This window comes from Pseudomonas sp. V98_8, assembly GCF_029967975.1.
Lineage (GTDB): Bacteria > Pseudomonadota > Gammaproteobacteria > Pseudomonadales > Pseudomonadaceae > Aquipseudomonas > Aquipseudomonas umsongensis.
In genome coordinates this window covers 13,828-32,588 of the sequence record NZ_JASCAE010000033.1, presented here as the reverse complement: position 1 = coordinate 32,588, position 18,761 = coordinate 13,828, and the positions used below count along the sequence as shown (strand labels likewise).

The following is an 18,761-nucleotide window of genomic DNA, read 5'->3' as shown; positions in this document are numbered from 1 at the left end:
GGTGCTTTGGAATGGCCGCAAGCGCGCGGCAACTGTGGCGTAAGACCGCCGGTCGGCAGGGCTCACAACTTAGGGTGTAGGCCTGTACGCCCATCGAAAAGCCCGATTCTTGCGACCCGGGCTTTTCCTGCAACGACTGCACGATTGCGGCATCTGCCGTCGTTAGAAACTCGCCTTGACCGATAACATGAAGTTGCGTGGATCACCGTAGTAGTTGCCGAAGGTCTCAGTGCCGATGGTGGCGTAGTAGCGCTTGTCGAACAGGTTGTTGCCGTTGAGCGCGACGGACCAGGTGTCGTCGATGCGGTAGCTGATACGGCCGTTCCAGATCGCATAGCCTGACTGGCTGATTTTCTCACCACTTGAAGGTGAAACACGGAAGTTATCGCTTTGCGCGTTGACCCCTGCACCCAGGGTGAATCGCTCAAGCGACCCACTCAGGGCGTAATCGCCCCACATCCGCAACATATGCCGCGGCACATAACTGTTGAACGCTGCGCCGTTCAGGCTGGTGTCGATATCGTCGAGCGTCTTGGTCTGGGTATAGGTGTAACCCGCCAGCACTTGCAGGCGCTCGATGACTTCACCGCTGATCTCGGCCTCGAAACCCTGGGCGCGAACCTTGCCGGCATTGACGTAGCAGTAACCATCGGAGGACGGGCAGGACGAGTTGAAATCAGTCTGCGCCTGGTCCTTCTGGATCGTGCGGAACAGGTTGAAGGCGCTGTTCAGTCGACCGTCGTACCAGGCGCCCTTGATCCCCAGCTCATAGCTCTGGCCCACGAGCGGCTTGAGCGCAGCACCGTCTTCTGAGCGGTAATTGCCTTGCGGGGTAAAGATTTCCGAATAGCTGGCGTAGGCGGTCAGGTTCTCGTTCAGGTCCAGCAGCACACCTACAAACGGCGTCACTTGCCCGGTCTCTGTGGTGCTGGCGTGCTCCGAAGTGCCTGTGTTGATGAAGTCGTAGTCGGTATCGGAGTTGTACCAGCTCACCCGGCCGCCAACGACAACGGTCAGTGGATCAGCCAGTTTCAAGCGCAGTGTCGAGTAAATGCCCTTCTGCCTGGTGACTGAGTCGACCGGACCGCCGCGAGATGAATTGTCGATGAAGTAGCTGTCATCCGGCTCCGGAATATACTTGTCGGGGTTGAACACATTCTGGCGCTGCGGCAGGAACGCCACCGAGTAGAAGTCGTTCTTTTTCGAACGGCTGGCATTGAAACCCACCACCAGTTCATGGCGTTGACCGAACGCGTCGAACTTGCCGTCGACGTAGGCATCCAGGCCGTAATCGACCTGATCGTAGTCGTACATGCTGCCCAGCATGCCGGTGGTATCGGTGCCGGGCGTCACGGCGCCGGAAGCGAATGCGTACTTGATGTCCTGGGTGTTTTTTGTATAGACACTGGCGACCTTCAAGGCCCAGTCGTCGTTGAGCTGGTGACTCAGGTCACTGAAGACCGTGGTGCGCTGGCTGCGCCAGGTGTTCCACGAGGGATCGAGACAGGTCGAGCGGCTGAGCTTCAAGTCGCTGCGGTCCTTGTAACGCGGCAGGCCTCCCCAGCAAGGGCTGGCATCCACGTCTTCATAGGCAACCCCCAGGCCGAGCGTGGTGTCGGGGCTCAGGTCAAGGTCCAGCGCGCCGTAATACACCTGGTCCTTGCGACTGGCGTCGTCGACGAAATAGTGCCGGCTCTGCTCCGCGACCACCGCCCGGCCGCGCAAAGTGCCGGATTCGTTCAGCGGGCCACCGGTATCGACCTGTCCGCGATAGTTGTCCCAGCTGCCACCGGACAGCGTGATGTCCGTGTGCGCGGCAGCCTGGCCGCGTTTGCGCACGAAGTTCACCCCACCGGCGGTGCCACCCGCGCCTTTCATCATGCCCGCGGCGCCGCGCAGAATTTCCACCCGGTCGTAATACGCCATGTCGCCGCTGAAACTGTCGGCCTGGACATAGAGGTTGCCCATGTCCAGGGGCACACCGTCGTACTGATACTGGCCCGACATGCGGAACCCGCGCGAGTAGAAGTACTTGCCGCCCATGGTCGAGTCGTAGACGGTGATGCCCGGGGTCTTTTCCATGACCTGGTCGATGGTGTTCAGGTTCTGGTCATCGAGCATCTTGCGCGTCATCACCGTGACCGATTGCGGCGTTTCCCTGAGCGAGTGCTCACCCTTGCCGATGGTGACCGCTCCGGTGGTGTACGAGCCGCTGTTTTCGGTGGTCGCGCCCAGCACCTGGCCATTGATGTTGGTCGCGCCCAGTTCCAGCGCCGAACCGACTTGCGGAACCGGCCGCAGCACATACGTACCGTTAGCCCGCGGTTCGGCCTGCAGTCCGCTACCCGCCAGAATCCGCGCAAACCCTTCGCTGACACCAAACGCTCCCTGGAGCCCTGGAGATTTCAAGCCATCGGTTTGTCGCGCATCGAACGAAAGCGCAGCACCTGCCGCGCTGGCGAAATGACTGAGGACTTCAGTCAGGCTGCCGCCAGCGATGTCAAAGGACTTGACCGAGTTTTGCTGTTGCGCCGGCAACTGCACCGCCAACGCTACGCTTGACCAGACACCCGCCGTCGTTGCCGCCAATAGCCCGAACTTTACTGCGGCCGCCAAACGACCCGGCTTGTACACCCGTAACATGCTTCCCCTCCCCCAAAGCCGATCTGTAAAAACTCATTGAGGGATGAGCCGAACGATGTGCATCAATAGTGCAAAACGCTGACAAACTTTTTTCAACTCACTATGAAAGCGTGGTGGCAGGCGACGACACATCGACCCAATACCGGCTGTACCGAGTGACCTGTAGCGCGAAACCACTCTCCAGCGCAGCCAGCGCCAGGTCAGTGTCATCAATGGGAAAAGCGCCGGAGACTTTCAGTTGGGCAATTCGCGGATCGCAGCGCAGTACACCTGGGCGGTAGCGCGAAAGGTCGTCCAGCAACTCGGCCAGGGGACGATTGATGGCGATGATGCTTCCCTGTTGCCAGGCACCGACCGAAGCATCGTTGCGCCGTACAACGCCCAATGAGCGGCCATCGAAGTCCAGGGACTGGCCGGCTTCCACGCGCACCGTCGAGCCAGCGCCAGCCGAACGGACCTCGACGGCCTTCTCGATTACCGCCACGCCAGCGCCCTGCTCATCGCAGCGGACGATAAAACGCGTGCCGAGCGCCAACACCTCTGCATGACGAGTGAGCACCTTGAACGGCCGCTGCAAGGGATCGACCGCGGTCGTCACTCGTATCTCGCCCCGCAACAGGTCGAGTACACGGTGACGACCGTCGAAGCGAAGGTTGACCGACGTATCGGTGTTAAGTAGCAACGCGCTGCCATCGGCCAAACGAAACTCACGGCGCTCACCCACTGCGGTGCGAAAATCGGCAAACAGCTTGCGCGAGGTCTCGCTGTGCCAGCCCAGCCCGCCCAGCGAACCGGCTGATACGAGCACCAGCACACTGCGCAATACCTGGCGCCGGGATCGATCAGCGCCACGCAAGGCTGGCGCAGCCAATGAGCCCGGCACACTGGCCATCTGCTCGCCCACGTCGAGCATGCGCTGCCAGGCTTGGCGATGGTCAGGGTCGCAAGCCAGCCAGTCGTTCCAGGCTGCCAGATCCGCATCGGTGGCGATATCCGACCGAAGTCGGGCATACCACTGGGCAGCGGCGCCAATCGCCTTCAACTCAGCAGGCGAAAGGCTCACGCCAGTTGCAGCCGAATCTGCATCAAACAGCAATGCTCCATGGCCTTGGCCATGTAGTTGTTGACTGTGCGCGTGCTGATGTTCAAGCGCTCGGCGATCTGCGGGTAGGTCAGCCCGTCGAACTGCGACAGGATGAACGCCTGCTTGACCTTGGTCCCCAATCCTTGAAGCAGGCGGTCGATTTCCATCAGGGCTTGCAACAGGATCGCCTGTTCCTCCAATGAAGGTTGCTGCCATTCGGGCATGGCGGCCAAGGCTTCCAGGTAGGACTGTTCCAGCGAACGGCGGCGAAACAGATCGATCAGCAAGCCCTTGGCGATCATCGACAGGTAGGGCCGTGGCTCGCGAATCTCCAGCGCGTTTCGCGCCTTGATGACCCGAACGAACGTGTCCTGCGCCAGGTCCGCCGCATCGAAAGCATTGCCCAGACGCTTGCGCAGCCAGCCCTTGAGCCAACCGTGATGGTCGCAATACAGATCATTGACAGCGTTGCGCAGGGATAAATCGTTGGCGGACATGACGATGGAATAATTCGCGAGTGATAATGACTCGCATTGTCATGTGTGCGCAGGGTGATTTGCAATAGCCACTGTGGCCTGTAGGAGCCAGCGGGCGGCAAAGCACGATAACGCGGTATTACTGATACACCACAGCGCCTGGTTCGCGGGCAAGCCTTGCTCCTACAGGCGAAGAACGAGGGCAAGGCAAGGGCGACGCTGATATCATTCAAGAACTTACAAGCCAGGTGGAAAAACATGAACCGTCAGAAAAAGCTGAAGCAGTTGTTCAAGGAGAAGGCCAAAAAGGCCAGCGCCAAACTGGCGCCGAAAAAGCCTAAATACATCAGCAAGGCCGACCGATTGAAACTGGCTGCCGAAGCTGACGCCTCGATCAGTTCCCCTAGCGAAAATTGATCCAGTTGGGGGCGCTCGAACTCATGGCCACACAGCTCGCGTAGCGCTTGCAGGCCTTGACACTGGCCGGTTCCGGCGGCACGGAAAACAGTACGGTAAACACCAGGAAAAACAGGACCAAAAAAGGAATGTAGTAGGCGAGAAGACTTTTTATTTTCATTGTCTGTGCTCTCATGACCTTTGAATCGAAACTGCGTTAGCAGTGCCTTGGGAACGGCGCCTTTCCGCGACGGATGGGGTTCTCGGGAAGGCGCCCTGTTGCTCTGTCAGCGCTCGTCCACCGTGATGAACTCGCGACGCTCGGCCATGAACGCGGGCACGTCGTCCTCGTCGGTGAAGAACTGCTCGTACCACTCGCGCAACTGATAGACCGGGCCGTCGGTTTCTGCCAGTACCGGTTTGTCGATGCGGATCTTGTGCTTCCAGATCACCACGTCCTGGTAGAACGAGTCGCGGTTGCCCTGGACATAGGCCCTGGCCACTTCCTGGTTCTGCTCTTCGGTCCAGCCCGGCACCCGCTTGACCATGCAACCAAAGCGCAGGTCGAAGCTGTTGGGTGTCACCGGCACGTGGCTGTTGAGCAGGATGGCGTGGATGCGCACATCGCCGAACATCGAGCTGATATGGGTGAAGTGGGTAGCCGGGCCGTAGTAAGCCGATGGCGCGATCAGGTCGCCGCCCAGGCGCTCTGAGTCGCCATGGAAAATCTGATGGCCGATGTGCCCTTCGAAGACGTTGGCGAAGTACTTGGTCGGCGTACCGTGCACTGGCCCGAAGTGCTGGGCATCGACCAGGTTATCGACCAGCTCCCGCGGGTTGGTTTCGATGTGCATGGTGTCGATGTTCCAGTCATGCACCCAGTCCGGATCGTCCATCTCCGGCAGGTGCGGAATGACCACGCCCTCTTTCGGCGCACGACCTTCGGGATTGTTCCAGACGAACAGCAGGTTGTTTTCCTCGCAGGTCAACCAGCTGCGGGTCTTGGCCTTGGGCGGGATGCGCTTGCAGTAGGGGATCTCCACGCATTTGCCGCCGGTGTCGTACTTCCAGTGATGGAACGGGCACACCAGTTTGTCGTTCTCGACGGTACCCTGGGACAGGTCGGCGCCCATGTGCGGGCAATAGGCATCCAGAATGCTGATGCGGCCCTGGCTGTCGGCGAAGGCCACCAGGCGGGTGCCGAAGATTTCCAGGGTATGGGGCTTGCCATCACGGTAGTCGGCGGCATTGCCCAGGCAGTGCCAGCCGCGCGCGTAACGGTGGCTACGCTGGGCGTTCTCGATGTTGATTTCAGCGAGTTTGGTCATTGTTGTTCCTCGATTGCAGACTTCGGGACAGGCAAAGTCCCCAAGAAATACAGGGTGATCCCATGGCGAACATCATTGAGTAGCCGCGCCAGGAGGTCATCGTTCAGTTGGACTAGATCAAACGCGACCCAATCTCAATCGGCGCCCCTGTTTCCAAGGGCACCGCGCTTGACGATTACTGGCCGAAGCGGCGAGCGGCCTCCGGGCCGAAGTCCCGGGGGCTGAAACCGGTTTTATTCAACAGGTAGCCGTTGCGCTGTTCGTTGATCAGGTTGAACGCCAGGTAGCTGCCGGCATTGAGGTCGTAGTACAGGCCCACGCCCGCTTGCGGCCTCTGGCTTTCGTAGGCGTAGAAATAGTTGACCATCGAGGTGCGCCACAGCTCGCCACGGTTGTCGTAGTTGTCGGCGAGCATCGGGAACCAGGTGTCTTCGTCGATGTACAGCTTGCGTTTACCATACAGATGGCGGAAGCCCGGCTTGAGCGTGCCTTCCAGCTCCCAGACCCGATGGCGCTCAAAACGCATGGCATCCGGGTTGATGTGGCCAGGGGTCAGCAAGTCGGCGTACTTGAGGTTGGCGGCATGCAGGCGGTAGGTGTTGTAGGGAATGAACATCTCGCGCTTGCCGACGATCTTCCAGTCATAACGTTGCCCCGAACCGTTGAACAGGCGCACCTCGTCGACGGTAATGGAACCACCGCTGCCCGGGAACGACATGTCGAAGCCATACCCCGGCGACTGACGCACGCGCCGCGTACCCGGATCGTAGCGCCAGGCCTGGCGCGGTTCAGTCTTGTCGTTCCAGAATTCGGTACCGGTGTTGATCTCACCCTTGTCCCGTTGTGGCAACAGGGTTTCATTGAGATAAAACGACGAGTTGCCTGTGGTATCGCCAATCTTGTCCGGTTCGAGCCCGGGCGCCAGGTTGCGTGAATGCACGCGGCCCCAGTTGATATTGCCGTCCTTGAGCACGTAGGCGTTGTCGGAGACGTACTCCTCGGTCCAGGCCCGCAAGGTAAAGGTCGAGGCATTCTTCAACAATTCCAGGCCGCTACGCGGCACCGGGAAAGCGGTGCCGCCGGTCTTGCCGACCACCCCTTCGCCGTCATCGACCAGCCGCGCCACCTTGGCGTTCTCTTTGGTGGCCTGGCAGACCGCGTCGTTGAAGCGAAAATCCCGGCGCGTGGGGTAAACCGGTATTTTGTAGGTGCCCGGGTACAGTTTGAACAGGGCTTTCTGCCCATCGGACAAGTAATCATTGTATTGGGCGATGTTCTGCGCGGTAATCACGAACAGCGGTTTGTCATCCGGGTAAGGGTCTACCGGGTGGTTGCCGGTGCCCTTGAAATCGACGTGGGGTGGAACGCCCAGCCACTTGCCGCTGAACGGCGGAATGCTGCCGTCGGCATTACCGGCCTTTTCCGCGCCCAGGCACGTCAAGTCCTTGCCCAGGCGCTCGATGTCCTCTGGCGCGGCATGCACCGTGCCGATGGCACAGCATCCCAACAACAACGCCAAGGCCCAGCTTGGGGACTGATTACTGCCGTTCATTTTTATTCTCCTTATTCACGTTCGCAACGGTTGCCCAGTATCGACAGGCGAGGAACCCGGCAGCATCGTCCGCACGGACTAACGCGTTTTGGCACTGGCCGGGTTCACCGCCGGCTGCGGTGCCCCCAGGGCCACAACGCTGTTGAGCATGATCCGCACCAGCTCGGTCTGGCGCCGCACGCCGGTCTTGGAGAAGATCGAGCGCAGGTGGGCACGCGCGGTATTGCGACGGATATTGAGGATTTCCGAGGCTTCCTCCAGCGACAGGCCGTTGGCCAGTTCCAGGGCCAGCGTGGTTTCTGCCGGGGTCAGGTTGTACAACTGCGAAGTCAGCACCGTGCTCACCAGCGACTTGCTTACCGCATCACGCACATACACCACCACCGTGGGCTTGCCATTGCCTTCGAGCAATTCCTGGGACGGAATCAACTCCACCACCACGCCCAGGCTGACCTGTCCAGAGGGGCGGGATATCGACGTCGCCTCCGCCACCTGAACCCCCTTGCCCACGCCCTGCCTGGCACGTTGGAAGGCGTTGCGAACCAGGCGCGCCAACTCCCGATTATCACTGGGGTAGGTCGCTTCCAGCCGACCGCCCACCACCTTGAGGCCGTCCTGGCTGTCGAGAATCTCCCTGGCCACTGGGTTGAGTTGCAGCACACTGCCGTTTTCATCGAGCACGAAGGTTGCCACCGCCAGGCGGCTGATCGTCTGCGAATACAGGCTGCCCAGGGACTCGCTGCGATCGAGCAACGAATGCATGTGCAGGGCCCGGCGCAAATGCGGCAACAACATGGCGCACAGGGCCCGTTCAAGGGTGCTGAAAGCCGGGTGCCCCTGGGGTCGATTGATCCGCAACCGCACCGTGCCGCCATCCGGCATGCGGATATCGGCACCCAGCATGTGATAGCAATCGTGGGGTTGGCAAAACAACAGGTAGAACGCCGAACTGGACCATTCGGCATCGCTCATCAGCTCATCGACGGTGAACACCGTATCGGTAGGCAGGCCGTCGAACAGGGTAGATTTGGCGTAGTAGGCATAATGGTTGATACCGCCCTCCCCGAGTTCGACATCGCCCGCCACCACCATGGGCGACAACAGCGGCTCATCCTGGACCCGCAAAATCAAGGTCACGAAGTTGGCCTTGAACAAGGTTCTCAGCTCGCGCAAAGAATCGTTCAGGCAGCGGGTGTCCATCGCCGAATCGTAGATGTTGCCAATAATCCGTTCGTACTCGGCCAAGTCCAGGCCCATTTGCGCCAGGACCTGTGCATTGGGCACACAACTTTGCATAACCATTCCCCAGCAGAGGGCCCGACTGACGGACCCCCATGGATTTAATCGACCGAACGTCGGTGTCCCGCTGGCCTCATGGCAGCTCGAACAGGCCGGCGGCGCCCATGCCACCACCGATGCACATGGCAATCACCACATACCGCACACCGCGGCGCCGTCCTTCGAGCAGCGCGTGGCCGACCATCCGCGCACCGGACATGCCAAACGGGTGACCAATGGCAATCGCCCCGCCGTTGACGTTCAGGCGCTCCGCCGGGATCTGCAGCGCATCGCGGCAATGCAGCACCTGGCTGGCAAAAGCCTCGTTGATCTCCCACAGGCCGATGTCCTTCACGCTCAGGCCAAAGCGCTTGAGCAGCTTGGGAATGGCGATCACCGGGCCGATGCCCATTTCCTCCGGCGCACAACCACCCACGGCAATGCCGCGGTAGATGCCCAGTGGCGTCAACCCGCGGCGCTTGGCTTCGGCCCGGCTCATCAACAGGCTGGCGGCGGCACCGTCGGAGAATTGCGAGGCGTTGCCCGCCGTGACGAACTCGCCCTGCTCGATCCAGCTGCCGTCCTTCCACACCGGTTTCAATGCCGCCAGGTCTTCCAGGCGCGTATTGGGACGGTTGCACTCGTCCTTGACCACCTGCACACGCTCATGGCCATTGGGCTGGCCATCGGCGAACAGTAATTTATCCACGCTCAGGCCGACGATCTCATCGTCGAACAAGCCGTCTCGCTGCGCGGCGGCGGTGCGCAGCTGGCTCAGCAGCGAATACTCATCCTGGGCGGCGCGGCTGATGCCATAGCGGCGCGACACGATCTCGGCGGTCTCGATCATCGGGATATAGGCGCTGGGCATCACCTGCAGCACCGCTTCGGATCGGGCGCGATAAGCGTTCTTGTGTTTGGTCTGGGTCAGCGACAGGGACTCCACGCCGCCGCCGATGGCGATGCTCATCTCGCCGGTCATGATGCCCTTGGCGGCCATGCCGATGCTCATCAGGCCCGAGGCGCACATGCGGTCCACGGCCATGCCCGGCACGCTGTCCGGCAAACCGCCGGTGTAGGCGCAGAGCCGACCGATGTTGAAGCCCTGGGTGCCCTGCTGCACCGACGCGCCCATGATCACATCCTCTACATCGGCAGGCTCGATGCCAGCGCGTTCGACCACCGCGCGCACCACATGGCCGCCCAGCACCGGGGCCTCGGTATCGTTGAACGATCCGCGAAACGACTTGGCCAGCGCGGTACGGGCGGTGGCGACGATGACGACTTCATTCAGGTCCATGGGTACTCACTCGCAAATGGGGTTGAAGGTGTAGCGGCTGATGGTGTCGATCACGCAGCCGGGACGGGCCTGGTCTTCGACTTCAACGGTGATGCGCACCGTCAGTTGCACGGCATCGCCCAGTGGTTCGGCGCGGATGATCTGGCCGCTGCCGCGCACCCGCGAGTCGACCTTGACCGGCGCCGGGAAGCGCACCCGGTCGCTGCCGTAGTTGACCCCCATCGCCATGTTTTCAATGATCAGCAACTGCGGCATGAACAGGTTGGCCAGCGATTGGGTCAGGTAGCCGTGGGCAATGCAGGCACCAAACGGGCCACTGGCGGCGCGTACCGGGTCCACGTGAATCCACTGGTGATCGCTGGTGGCTTCGGCGAACAGATCGATACGCTGCTGGCTGATGGTCAGCCATTCGGTGTGGCCCAGGTCCAGGCCCTCGGCCGCAAGCAACGCCTGGGCACTGCTGAAAACGTGACTCATGCGCCCACCCTCAAGCTTGTTGTGAACTGACGGACAACACTTCGCCCACCATGTAGGAGGCATAGTCGCTGGCCAGGAACATCATCACGTTGGCCACCTCCCAGACTTCGGCGGCGCGCCCGAACGCCTCGCGCCCGGCCAGGCTGGCGAGCAACTCTTCGCTGGAGGCTTTCTTGAGAAAATCGTGCAAGGCAATCGAAGGTGAAACCGCGTTGATGCGCACGCCGAACTCGGCGGCTTCCAGGGCGCTGCAGCGAGTCAGGGCCATTACACCGGCCTTGGCAGCGGCGTAATGGGCCTGTTCCTTCTGTGCCCGCCAGCCGAGCACCGAGGCGTTGTTGACGATGGCCCCGGCGCCACGGCGTTGCATGTGGGGCAACATCGCCCGGGTCATGCGGAAGGTGCCGGTCAAGGTCACGTCCAGCACCCGCAACCATTCTTCGTCGCTCATCTCCACCACGCGTTTCTGACCACCCAGGCCCGCGTTGTTGATCAGCACATCGACCCCGCCCAGCGCCTCCTCGGCCGCGGCCACCAGGGCCTGGACTTCGTCTTCGACGGTGACATTGCACAGCTGGCCATAAATCGCCTGCAGGCCAGTCTCGGCCTTGAGCCGCTCCACCGCTTCCTCCAGGCGCCGCGGATGCACATCGGAAATCATCAACGCCCGACAACCTTCCTCTGCACTGCGCCGGGCCGCCGAATAACCGATACCGGCACCCGCGGCAGCGGTGATCAGCACCGACTTGCCGACCAGCAATTGATGACCGGGAACATAAGGGGGGGCTTGTTTCACAGCGTCTACCTCCGAAGAAATCAATACGCTGCAGTTGTACGCAAGGGGTTGCGTGGGCACATCGTCAAAATGGGGTAGAAAGGCCGCGACGCAATCCCTTTGCAGGAGCGAGCCTGCTCGCGCCTACAGAAATTGCGATCGTTCCCACGCTCTGCGTGGGAATGCATCCTGGGACGCTCCGCGTCACCATTGCGCAGGGCTCATGTCATGCGCCGTCTGCGGAACGCGGAGCGTCCCTGGCGGCATTCCCACGCAGAGCGTGGGAACGATCACATCACCCCGTACCCCTCGGCACTCTCACGTCCAAATATGCCCCTCAGCTTCCCCAGACTTTCTGCGCCTTCGGCGCTTCGGCGAGGATTGCATCCACCGCCGCGCCGATTTCTTCGACTTTCCACAACGCGCCCTTGTCGCAGGTAACGCCCGTGCGCCAGCCATCGCCCAGGGAGATGCGACCGCCCTGGCTTTCGAAGACCTGGCCGGTGACGTGGGCCGACGCCGCGCTGCCCAGCCAGACCACCAGGGGCGCGACGTTTTCCGCGGCCCAGGCATCGAAGCTGCCGTCCTCGGGTTTCTTCACCACGTCAGGCATGGCGCTCTCGGTCATTGAGGTACGCGCTGCCGGCGCCAGCGCGTTGGCGGTGACGCCATAGCGCGCCAGTTCCGCCGCCTGCACCAGGGTCAGCGAGGCGATTCCGCCCTTGGCCGCCGAATAGTTGGACTGCCCCACCGAACCCTGCAACCCGGCGCCGGAGCTGGTATTGATGATTCGCGCGTCCACCGGCGTGCCGGCCTTGGCCAGGTCACGCCAGCGGCGGCCGAGGATGTTGGCCAGGCAGTAATGACCCTTGAGGTGGACGCGCATGACCATGTCCCAGTCTTCTTCACTGAGGCTGATGAACATGCGGTCGCGCAACACGCCGGCGTTGTTGATCAGCACATGCACTTCACCGAACGCCGCCAATGCCGCATCGACGATGCGTTGCGCGGTGGCCAGGGTGGTGATGTCGTCGCTGTTGGCAATGGCCTGGCCACCGTTGGCGCGAATCTCCCCCGCTACATCTTCTGCGGCCTCGGCGCGAATATCGTTGACCACCACATTGGCCCCTTGCGCGGCGAACGCCAGCGCGTAGGCGCGACCGAGGCCACCGCCGGCCCCGGTGATGATTACGGTGCGGTCTGCACACATCGTCATGTTTGACTCCTCGAAATATTGGATGACCGCGCGCCCGAAGCGGCGGCCCATATGAAAAACTACAGGCGTTCGATAATGGTCACGTTGGCCTGCCCGCCGCCTTCACACATGGTTTGCAGGCCGTAGCGACCGCCGCTGCATTCCAGTTCGTTGAGCAGCGTGGTCATCAAGCGTGCGCCGGTGGCGCCCAGCGGATGTCCGAGGGCAATCGCGCCGCCGTTGACGTTGGTGCGCGCCGGGTCGTAATCGAGCTCCTTGGCCCAGGCCATGACCACCGAGGCGAAGGCTTCGTTGATCTCGACCCGATCAATGTCGCCCATGCTCAGGCCACTTTTGGCCAAAGCCCGGCGGGTGGCGGCGATCGGTGCGGTGAGGTGCCAGATCGGATCGTCACCGAGCACCGTCAGGTGATGAATCCGCGCCCGAGGCGTCAGGTCGTAGCGCTTGAGCGCAGCCTCGGACACCACCAGCAGTGCCGCCGAGGCGTCACAGGTCTGGCTGGACACGGCGGCGGTGATCGACGGGAACTGCGGGTCCACCGGTTGCAACTCGGCCATCTTCGCCAGGCTGCTGTGGCGCGGTGTTTCATCCACCGCCAGGCCTTGGCAGCTGACGATTTCCCGGGCGAATCGGCCACTGGCGATGGCCGCCAGGGCGCGTTCGTGGCTCTGCAGGGCAAAGGCTTCCATCTGCTCGCGGCTGATCTGCCAGTGATCGGCGATCCGTTGTGCGGCGTAGAACTGGTTGACGGGCTGCTGGCCAAACCGCGCACACCAGCCAACGCTGCCCGAGAACGGATCGGCAAAGCCCAGGGGCTGGCCGGCCAGCATCGCCGAAGAAATCGGGATCTGGGTCATGGTCTGTACCCCGCCCACGGCGACCACATCCTGGGTGCCGCTCATGACCGCCTGCGCGGCGAAGTGCAGCGCCTGTTGCGACGAACCACACTGACGATCCACGGTGGTGCCGGGCACCGTCAGCGGCAGGCCGGCGGCCAGCCAGCTGGTGCGGGCGATGTCGCCGGCCTGGGAACCGATGGTGTCGACGCAACCGAATATCACGTCGTCGTAGTCTTCGGCGGGGATCACGTTGCGCGCCACTAGCGCCTTGAGCACATGGGCGCCCAGGTCAATGGCGTGGATCTCGCTCAATGAGCCCTTGCGTTTGCCGGTGGGGCTGCGCAGTGCATCAACAATGTAGGCCTGTGCCATGACTCATTCCTCGAAAGTATGCCCCGGCCCCAGGCCGGTGGCGTCGGCGAACAGGTAGTCGCTGACACGGGTTTTGTGAAAGCCGCGGTCGCCCCAGGACGCATCGAGGGCCCAGGCGCGTTTCATGAACATCTGCAAATCCACCTCCCAGGTGTACCCCATCGCACCATGCACCTGGATACCCTTGCGCGCGGCGAGCCAGCTCGCTTCGTTGGCCGCCAGGCGCGCTTGCGAGACCCAGGCGCCCGCGTTGACGTCACCCCGCGCCAAGGCATGGGCCGCGCGGTAAAGCACGGGCTTGGCCTGTTCGATGTAGCGGGCGACATCGGCCAGGTGATGCTTGACCGCCTGGAAGCTGCCGATCGGCTTGCCGAACTGCTTGCGCTGGGCCACGTAGTCCACCGACAGGTCGAGCATGCGCTGCGCCAGCCCCAGCAGTTGCCCGGCCACCGACAGCGCGCCACGATCCAGCAGGCGCGCCTGCAAGGTCCGCCCCTGCTCGCCACTGGCCACACAGGTGGTCGGCGACGGAGCCCAGGTCACCCGCCCAAGGCGTCGCGAGGCATCGATGCTCGGGTGGTTTTCCACCTCGACCTCGGAGCGCGGCACCACATGGATGTCATCGCCATCGGTGAGGATCAACACTTCGGCCAGTTGTGCATCACTGACCAGGGCATTGACCGGATGACTGATCGCCAGGCGCAAGCTGCCATCGGCAATGCGCGGCAACAGGTCGGCGCGGGCCGGATGCTGCGCCGGCAGAGCGGCGAGCAAGCCGCTGGCGACATAGGCGGTGTCGGCCAATGAGTCGGGAATGGCGTAGTAACCAAGCTCCTGGGTCATCAGGGCCCAGGTCACATCGTCCATGCCAAGGCCGCCTTCGGCCTCGGGCACCGACAAGGCGGTCAGGCCCTGGCCGGCGATCTTGTTGCGCAGGTCGCGGGAGCGCCCGGCATCGGTCTCCCAGATTTCCCGGAGCATTTCCGGGGCGGCTTCGGTCATCAGGAAACGACTGATGGCTTCGTGGAACGCCAGTTGGTCATCGTTGAAAGTGAAGTCCATGGCGGTTCCTTATTTCGGCAAGCCGAGCATGCGCTCGGCAATGATGTTGCGCTGGATTTCGTTGGTGCCGGCATAGATCGGCCCGGACTGGGCAAACAGGAAGCCCTCCAGCCAGCCCGCCGCATCGCCCGCCTGCGCGCCTTTTGCAACCAGCTCGCCGCGCGTACCGAGAATGCGCATGGCGGTCTCGTGCATCTTCAGGTCCAGTTCCGACCAGATGATCTTGTTGATGCTCGATTCGGCGCCGATCTGCTCGCCACGGCTCAAGCGTCCCACGGTGTGGTAGGCCGACAACGCATAGGCCTCGGCACCCATCCAGGTCTCCAGCACGGCGTCGCGCAGGCCCGGATCGCGGTCGGCGCTGGCGCGGTTGGCCTTGTACAGCTCGACCAGCTTGCGTGCCGTGGCCTGGAAGCGCGCCGGTGAACGCAGCAGCAGGCCACGCTCGAAACCGGCGGTGGCCATCGCCACGTGCCAGCCCTGCCCCTCGGCGCCGATGCGGTTGGCCACAGGCACCCGCACGTCGTCAAAAAACACCTCGGCGAAAGCGTCCTTGCCGTTGAGCGCCTTGATCGGGCGAATGCTCACCCCCGGCGTATCGAGCGGCACCATGATGAAGGACAGGCCGTGGTGACGGGCCGACCCCGGCTCGCTACGGAACAAGCCGAACAGCCAGTCGGCGTAGATCGCCCGGGTCGACCAGGTTTTCTGCCCGTTGATCACGTAATGGTCGCCATCGAGCAGCGCCTTGCTGGTGATCGCCGCCATGTCAGAGCCGGCGTTGGGCTCCGACCAGCCTTGCGCCCACATGTCCAGGCTGGCCGCCATGCGCGGCAGGAAGCGCTGCTTCTGCTCCGGGGTGCCGAACTCCATCAGGGTCGGCCCCAACAGCAACTGGCCGTTCTGGTTGACGCGCATCGGCGCGCCGGCGCCGTAATACTCTTCTTCGAAAATCAGCCACTCGATCAGGTCGCTGCCGCGGCCGCCCAGTTCGGCCGGCCACATCACCATCGACCAGCGGCTTTCGAACAGCTTGGCCTCCCAGGCGCGGTGCTGCTCGAAGCCTTCGCGGGTGTCGTAGCTGGCCAAGGGTTCACGGGGCACATTGGCCGCCAACCAGGCCCGTACTTCGGCGCGGAAGGCGTTTTGCTTGGAGGTATAAGTCAGGTCCATGGCGTTATCTCAGAACTTGGCGTCGCGTTTTTCGACGAAGGCCCGCCGCGTTTCCGCGGAGTCCGGGCTGCTGTAGGCCTGCATGGTGAAGCCCTGTTCCCAGCGGTATTTATCTTCCAGGTTGCCGTCTTCGATACCGTTCAAGGCTTCCTTGGCAATGCGGATCATGCCCGGGCTCTTCTCGGCGATTTTCGCCGCGATGCCCAAGGCGGTTTCGCGCAACTGGTCCTTGCTGACGATGCGTTCGATAAAGCCGTACTGCAGGGCTTCGGGGGCGCCGATGCTGTCCCCGGTAAAGAACAGGTATCGAACTTTTTGTACCGGGAACAGCCGTTGCAAGTGCGCACCGCCGCCCATGGCGCCACGGTCGACTTCGGGCAAGGCGAAGGTCGCGCATTCGGAGGCGACGACAATGTCCGCCGCCCCGGTGATGCCGATACCACCGCCCAGGACAAAACCATGGACCGCGACAATCACCGGCACCGGGTTGCGGTGCACGGCCTTGAAGGTGGCGTAGTTACCGGCGTTGACCTCGACGATTCGCTCTGGATGCTTGTCCAGTTCCTTGATGTCGACACCGGCGCAAAAACCGCGGCCTTCGGCGCGGATCACGATCACCCGCACCTCGGGATTGGCCCCGAGCGCTTCGATCTGTCGTGCCAGGGCATGCCATTCCTGGCTGTCGAGTGCGTTGACCGGTGGCTTGGCGATCACCAGTTCAGCGATCCCCTGATTGAGTTGTGTGGTAAATGCCTGGTTCACAGGGGTTCTCCGATACTGGCGGGTTGATTCAAGGCGTGTGTCTGGCTGCGCGCCAGGAGCGCATCCAGGCAGTGCTGGGCCTCGCTGGCGATACCTTCGATGACTTCGCGGCAACTGAGCAATTCGCCAATGGCTGCGGCGACCTGGCCGCTGGGCAGGATGCCCTCGTCCGGAGCGCCATCGACCATCGAGCGCTGCAACAGCACCGGCTGGTTGGCGGCCATCACCACTTGCGACAGTTGCGAGGGGTCTTCACGCAATGCGCGCAGGAAAACTGCAGCCATGTGCCCCAGGCTCATGCCGGTCTGCTGCTTCCATTGCCACGCGCTGCCCAGGGCAATGCGCAGGCGACCGAAGGGGCCCGCCTGCTCCAGGTGATTGATGAAGCGGTTTTCGATCATCCGGTGGCGCATGCCATCCACCGCCGTGGTCACGCGCACCAACTGCGGATCGTTGACCTTCAGGTAGCGTTCGAGGGTCGCGGCCGGTGTCGGCGATTCACGGGTCATGAGGAACCGCGTGCCCATGGCGATGCCGGCGCCACCGGCTGCGAGCACCGAGGCCAGGCCACGGCCGGTGGCGAATCCTCCGGCCGCAATCACCGGTACCTTGACCGCCGCCAGCACCTGGGGCAGCAGGATCGAACTCGGTACGCCGCCAGTATGGCCGCCGCCCTCACCGCCCTGGATGGTGATCATGTCGGCGCCCAGTTCCACGGCCTTGAGCGCATGCTTTAGGGCGCCGACGGTGGGAATGCACAGCACCTTGGCCGCCTTGAAGCGGGCGATGGTCTGTTTGTCCGGACCGCGCCCGTAGCTCACGGCACGCAGGCGGTACTTGATCGCCAGGTCGACGCACTGCACGGCGTTGTCCTGGAACATATGGAAATTGAGCCCGAAGTTGCTGGCGCCAGTGGCGTCGATCACCTTGCGGATTTCGCCTTCCAGTTCGTCTGCCGCGATGGTCGCGCCAGCCAGAAAACCGAAGCCCCCGGCCTGGGTCGTGGCGATCACCAGGTTGGCGTCGGCGACCCAGCCCATGGCGGTCTGCACAATCGGGTAGCGGCAACCGAGGGCTTCGGTCAGTGGCGTCTCCAGCCAGCGGTTCATTGGCTTTTGTCCTCAGCCTGCTTGTTGGCCCGGGCCATGCCCTTGGCGTCGAAGCCGCCCAGTTTGTCGCCGGACAACAGCTCGTTATGGGCATGGGCAAAGTGATGCCAGGCGAACACGGCATCCATCGCCGTGCGTTTGCCTTGCAGGTCTTCGACATGGTTGATCGCCTGCTTGGTCAGGGCCAGGCCCATGCGCGGCTGACGGGCAATGCCGGCGGCCAGGGCATAGGTGGCCTGCTCCAGCTCATCACGGCTGACCAGGCGGTTGACCATGCCCACTTGCCAGGCCCGGTTGGCGCTCATGCGATCACCGGTGAAGAGGAATTCCTTGGCGATCCGCGGGTTCATTTCGTAGGGATGGGCGAAATACTCGACCCCCGGAATACCCATGCGCACCACCGGGTCCTGGAAGAACGCGTCGTCGCTGGCAACGATCAGGTCGCACACCCAGGCCAGCATCAGCCCGCCCGCCACGCACGCGCCATGGACCATGGCGATGGTCGGCTTGGGCAGTTCGCGCCAGCGCCGGCACATGCCCAGGTACACTTCCTGCTCACGGGCATACAGTTGCTCGCCACCGGGCTTGTTGGTGTGGTCCCACCACAGGTGCGCGCGCTCGAACGGCTTGTCGATATCGCGCCCGGGGGTGCCGATATCGTGGCCCGCCGAGAAGTGCTTGCCGTTGCCCCTGAGGACGATGACCTTGACGCTGTCATCGTTCACCGCCTGGCGGAAAAAGCCGTCCAGGGCGTAGGTCATCTGCGAGTTTTGCGCGTTGTTGAAGGTCGGTCGGTTCAACGTCAGCGTGGCAATACCTTCGGCCACGCTGTACAGCACCGGGGTGTCCGTCTCGTAGACGGCGTTGTCCTGGCGGACGATGAATTCACTGTCGCTGCTGTGCATGCTCGCCTCCTTGT

Annotated in this window: 18 protein-coding genes; 1 reads left to right on the top strand and 17 read right to left on the bottom strand. The window is 62.6% G+C overall.

The window, feature by feature from the left end; all coding sequences use genetic code 11:
• Positions 1-162: 162 nt before the first annotated feature.
• From QLG10_RS09355 to QLG10_RS09345, 3 genes are all read right to left on the bottom strand, one after another.
• Positions 163-2,643, bottom strand: a complete 2,481-nt coding sequence (locus QLG10_RS09355) for a TonB-dependent siderophore receptor (protein ID WP_282487055.1) — start codon at positions 2,641-2,643, stop codon at positions 163-165.
• Positions 2,644-2,743: 100 nt separating this feature from the next.
• Positions 2,744-3,706 (bottom strand): FecR domain-containing protein, encoded by a 963-nt coding sequence (locus tag QLG10_RS09350; RefSeq protein ID WP_282487050.1) that lies wholly within the window; start codon positions 3,704-3,706, stop codon positions 2,744-2,746.
• Positions 3,703-4,224 (bottom strand): sigma-70 family RNA polymerase sigma factor, encoded by a 522-nt coding sequence (locus tag QLG10_RS09345; RefSeq protein ID WP_020801031.1) that lies wholly within the window; start codon positions 4,222-4,224, stop codon positions 3,703-3,705. The genes QLG10_RS09350 and QLG10_RS09345 overlap by 4 nt, the downstream gene beginning before the upstream one ends.
• A gap of 237 nt (positions 4,225-4,461) precedes the next feature.
• Between QLG10_RS09345 and QLG10_RS09340 the strand changes: the two genes are divergently transcribed.
• Positions 4,462-4,620 (top strand): DUF2986 domain-containing protein, encoded by a 159-nt coding sequence (locus QLG10_RS09340; protein ID WP_020801032.1) that lies wholly within the window; start codon positions 4,462-4,464, stop codon positions 4,618-4,620.
• Here QLG10_RS09340 and QLG10_RS09335 read toward each other — a convergent pair.
• The 14 genes from QLG10_RS09335 to QLG10_RS09270 form a co-directional block, all read right to left on the bottom strand.
• Positions 4,607-4,780, bottom strand: a complete 174-nt coding sequence (locus tag QLG10_RS09335) for a hypothetical protein (protein WP_020801033.1) — start codon at positions 4,778-4,780, stop codon at positions 4,607-4,609. The two genes, QLG10_RS09340 and QLG10_RS09335, sit on opposite strands and share 14 nt — an antisense overlap.
• Before the next feature lie 106 nt (positions 4,781-4,886).
• Positions 4,887-5,927, bottom strand: coding sequence for a Rieske 2Fe-2S domain-containing protein (locus QLG10_RS09330; protein ID WP_188264958.1), 1,041 nt, complete (start codon positions 5,925-5,927; stop codon positions 4,887-4,889).
• A gap of 175 nt (positions 5,928-6,102) precedes the next feature.
• On the bottom strand, positions 6,103-7,479 hold the full coding sequence (locus QLG10_RS09325) for a DUF1329 domain-containing protein (RefSeq protein ID WP_188264957.1): 1,377 nt from the start codon (positions 7,477-7,479) through the stop codon (positions 6,103-6,105).
• Between the two features lie 78 nt (positions 7,480-7,557).
• The gene (locus tag QLG10_RS09320) at positions 7,558-8,775 is read right to left on the bottom strand and encodes a helix-turn-helix transcriptional regulator (RefSeq protein ID WP_188264956.1); all 1,218 of its coding nucleotides are present in this window, start codon (positions 8,773-8,775) and stop codon (positions 7,558-7,560) included.
• A 76-nt stretch (positions 8,776-8,851) separates the two neighbouring features.
• The gene (locus QLG10_RS09315) at positions 8,852-10,057 is read right to left on the bottom strand and encodes an acetyl-CoA C-acyltransferase (protein ID WP_282487042.1); all 1,206 of its coding nucleotides are present in this window, start codon (positions 10,055-10,057) and stop codon (positions 8,852-8,854) included.
• A gap of 6 nt (positions 10,058-10,063) precedes the next feature.
• The gene (locus QLG10_RS09310; protein ID WP_282487040.1) at positions 10,064-10,534 is read right to left on the bottom strand and encodes a MaoC family dehydratase; all 471 of its coding nucleotides are present in this window, start codon (positions 10,532-10,534) and stop codon (positions 10,064-10,066) included.
• A gap of 10 nt (positions 10,535-10,544) precedes the next feature.
• A complete protein-coding gene (locus QLG10_RS09305) occupies positions 10,545-11,330 on the bottom strand; it encodes an SDR family oxidoreductase (protein ID WP_110755123.1) in 786 nt (261 codons plus the stop codon).
• A 316-nt stretch (positions 11,331-11,646) separates the two neighbouring features.
• Positions 11,647-12,525 carry an SDR family oxidoreductase gene (locus tag QLG10_RS09300; protein ID WP_110755122.1) on the bottom strand — a complete coding sequence of 293 codons (879 nt, stop codon included), beginning with the start codon at positions 12,523-12,525 and terminating at the stop codon, positions 11,647-11,649.
• Between the two features lie 59 nt (positions 12,526-12,584).
• The gene (locus QLG10_RS09295; RefSeq protein ID WP_282487037.1) at positions 12,585-13,736 is read right to left on the bottom strand and encodes an acetyl-CoA C-acetyltransferase; all 1,152 of its coding nucleotides are present in this window, start codon (positions 13,734-13,736) and stop codon (positions 12,585-12,587) included.
• Between the two features lie 3 nt (positions 13,737-13,739).
• Positions 13,740-14,798, bottom strand: coding sequence for an acyl-CoA dehydrogenase family protein (locus QLG10_RS09290; RefSeq protein ID WP_282487035.1), 1,059 nt, complete (start codon positions 14,796-14,798; stop codon positions 13,740-13,742).
• A 9-nt stretch (positions 14,799-14,807) separates the two neighbouring features.
• Positions 14,808-15,971 (bottom strand): acyl-CoA dehydrogenase family protein, encoded by a 1,164-nt coding sequence (locus tag QLG10_RS09285; protein WP_110755120.1) that lies wholly within the window; start codon positions 15,969-15,971, stop codon positions 14,808-14,810.
• A 9-nt stretch (positions 15,972-15,980) separates the two neighbouring features.
• Complete coding sequence (locus QLG10_RS09280; RefSeq protein ID WP_020796880.1) at positions 15,981-16,733, bottom strand: enoyl-CoA hydratase family protein; 753 nt, start codon at positions 16,731-16,733, stop codon at positions 15,981-15,983.
• Entirely contained in the window at positions 16,730-17,842 is a 1,113-nt protein-coding gene (locus QLG10_RS09275; protein ID WP_282487030.1) for a nitronate monooxygenase, read from the bottom strand. Before QLG10_RS09275 ends, QLG10_RS09280 begins: the two co-directional genes overlap by 4 nt.
• A complete protein-coding gene (locus tag QLG10_RS09270) occupies positions 17,839-18,747 on the bottom strand; it encodes an enoyl-CoA hydratase (protein ID WP_110755117.1) in 909 nt (302 codons plus the stop codon). The genes QLG10_RS09275 and QLG10_RS09270 overlap by 4 nt, the downstream gene beginning before the upstream one ends.
• Positions 18,748-18,761 lie beyond the last annotated feature (14 nt).

What these genes read in the sequence shown, in the direction of transcription:
- QLG10_RS09355 (WP_282487055.1), bottom strand. Translation starts at nt 2,643, where the DNA reads ATGTTACGGGTGTACAAGCCGGGTCGTTTGGCGGCCGCAGTAAAGTTC.
- QLG10_RS09345 (WP_020801031.1), bottom strand. Translation starts at nt 4,224, where the DNA reads ATGTCCGCCAACGATTTATCCCTGCGCAACGCTGTCAATGATCTGTAT.
- QLG10_RS09340 (WP_020801032.1), top strand. Translation starts at nt 4,462, where the DNA reads ATGAACCGTCAGAAAAAGCTGAAGCAGTTGTTCAAGGAGAAGGCCAAA.
- QLG10_RS09335 (WP_020801033.1), bottom strand. Translation starts at nt 4,780, where the DNA reads ATGAAAATAAAAAGTCTTCTCGCCTACTACATTCCTTTTTTGGTCCTG.
- QLG10_RS09330 (WP_188264958.1), bottom strand. Translation starts at nt 5,927, where the DNA reads ATGACCAAACTCGCTGAAATCAACATCGAGAACGCCCAGCGTAGCCAC.
- QLG10_RS09325 (WP_188264957.1), bottom strand. Translation starts at nt 7,479, where the DNA reads ATGAACGGCAGTAATCAGTCCCCAAGCTGGGCCTTGGCGTTGTTGTTG.
- QLG10_RS09320 (WP_188264956.1), bottom strand. Translation starts at nt 8,775, where the DNA reads ATGCAAAGTTGTGTGCCCAATGCACAGGTCCTGGCGCAAATGGGCCTG.
- QLG10_RS09315 (WP_282487042.1), bottom strand. Translation starts at nt 10,057, where the DNA reads ATGGACCTGAATGAAGTCGTCATCGTCGCCACCGCCCGTACCGCGCTG.
- QLG10_RS09310 (WP_282487040.1), bottom strand. Translation starts at nt 10,534, where the DNA reads ATGAGTCACGTTTTCAGCAGTGCCCAGGCGTTGCTTGCGGCCGAGGGC.
- QLG10_RS09300 (WP_110755122.1), bottom strand. Translation starts at nt 12,525, where the DNA reads ATGACGATGTGTGCAGACCGCACCGTAATCATCACCGGGGCCGGCGGT.
- QLG10_RS09295 (WP_282487037.1), bottom strand. Translation starts at nt 13,736, where the DNA reads ATGGCACAGGCCTACATTGTTGATGCACTGCGCAGCCCCACCGGCAAA.
- QLG10_RS09290 (WP_282487035.1), bottom strand. Translation starts at nt 14,798, where the DNA reads ATGGACTTCACTTTCAACGATGACCAACTGGCGTTCCACGAAGCCATC.
- QLG10_RS09285 (WP_110755120.1), bottom strand. Translation starts at nt 15,971, where the DNA reads ATGGACCTGACTTATACCTCCAAGCAAAACGCCTTCCGCGCCGAAGTA.
- QLG10_RS09275 (WP_282487030.1), bottom strand. Translation starts at nt 17,842, where the DNA reads ATGAACCGCTGGCTGGAGACGCCACTGACCGAAGCCCTCGGTTGCCGC.
- QLG10_RS09270 (WP_110755117.1), bottom strand. Translation starts at nt 18,747, where the DNA reads ATGCACAGCAGCGACAGTGAATTCATCGTCCGCCAGGACAACGCCGTC.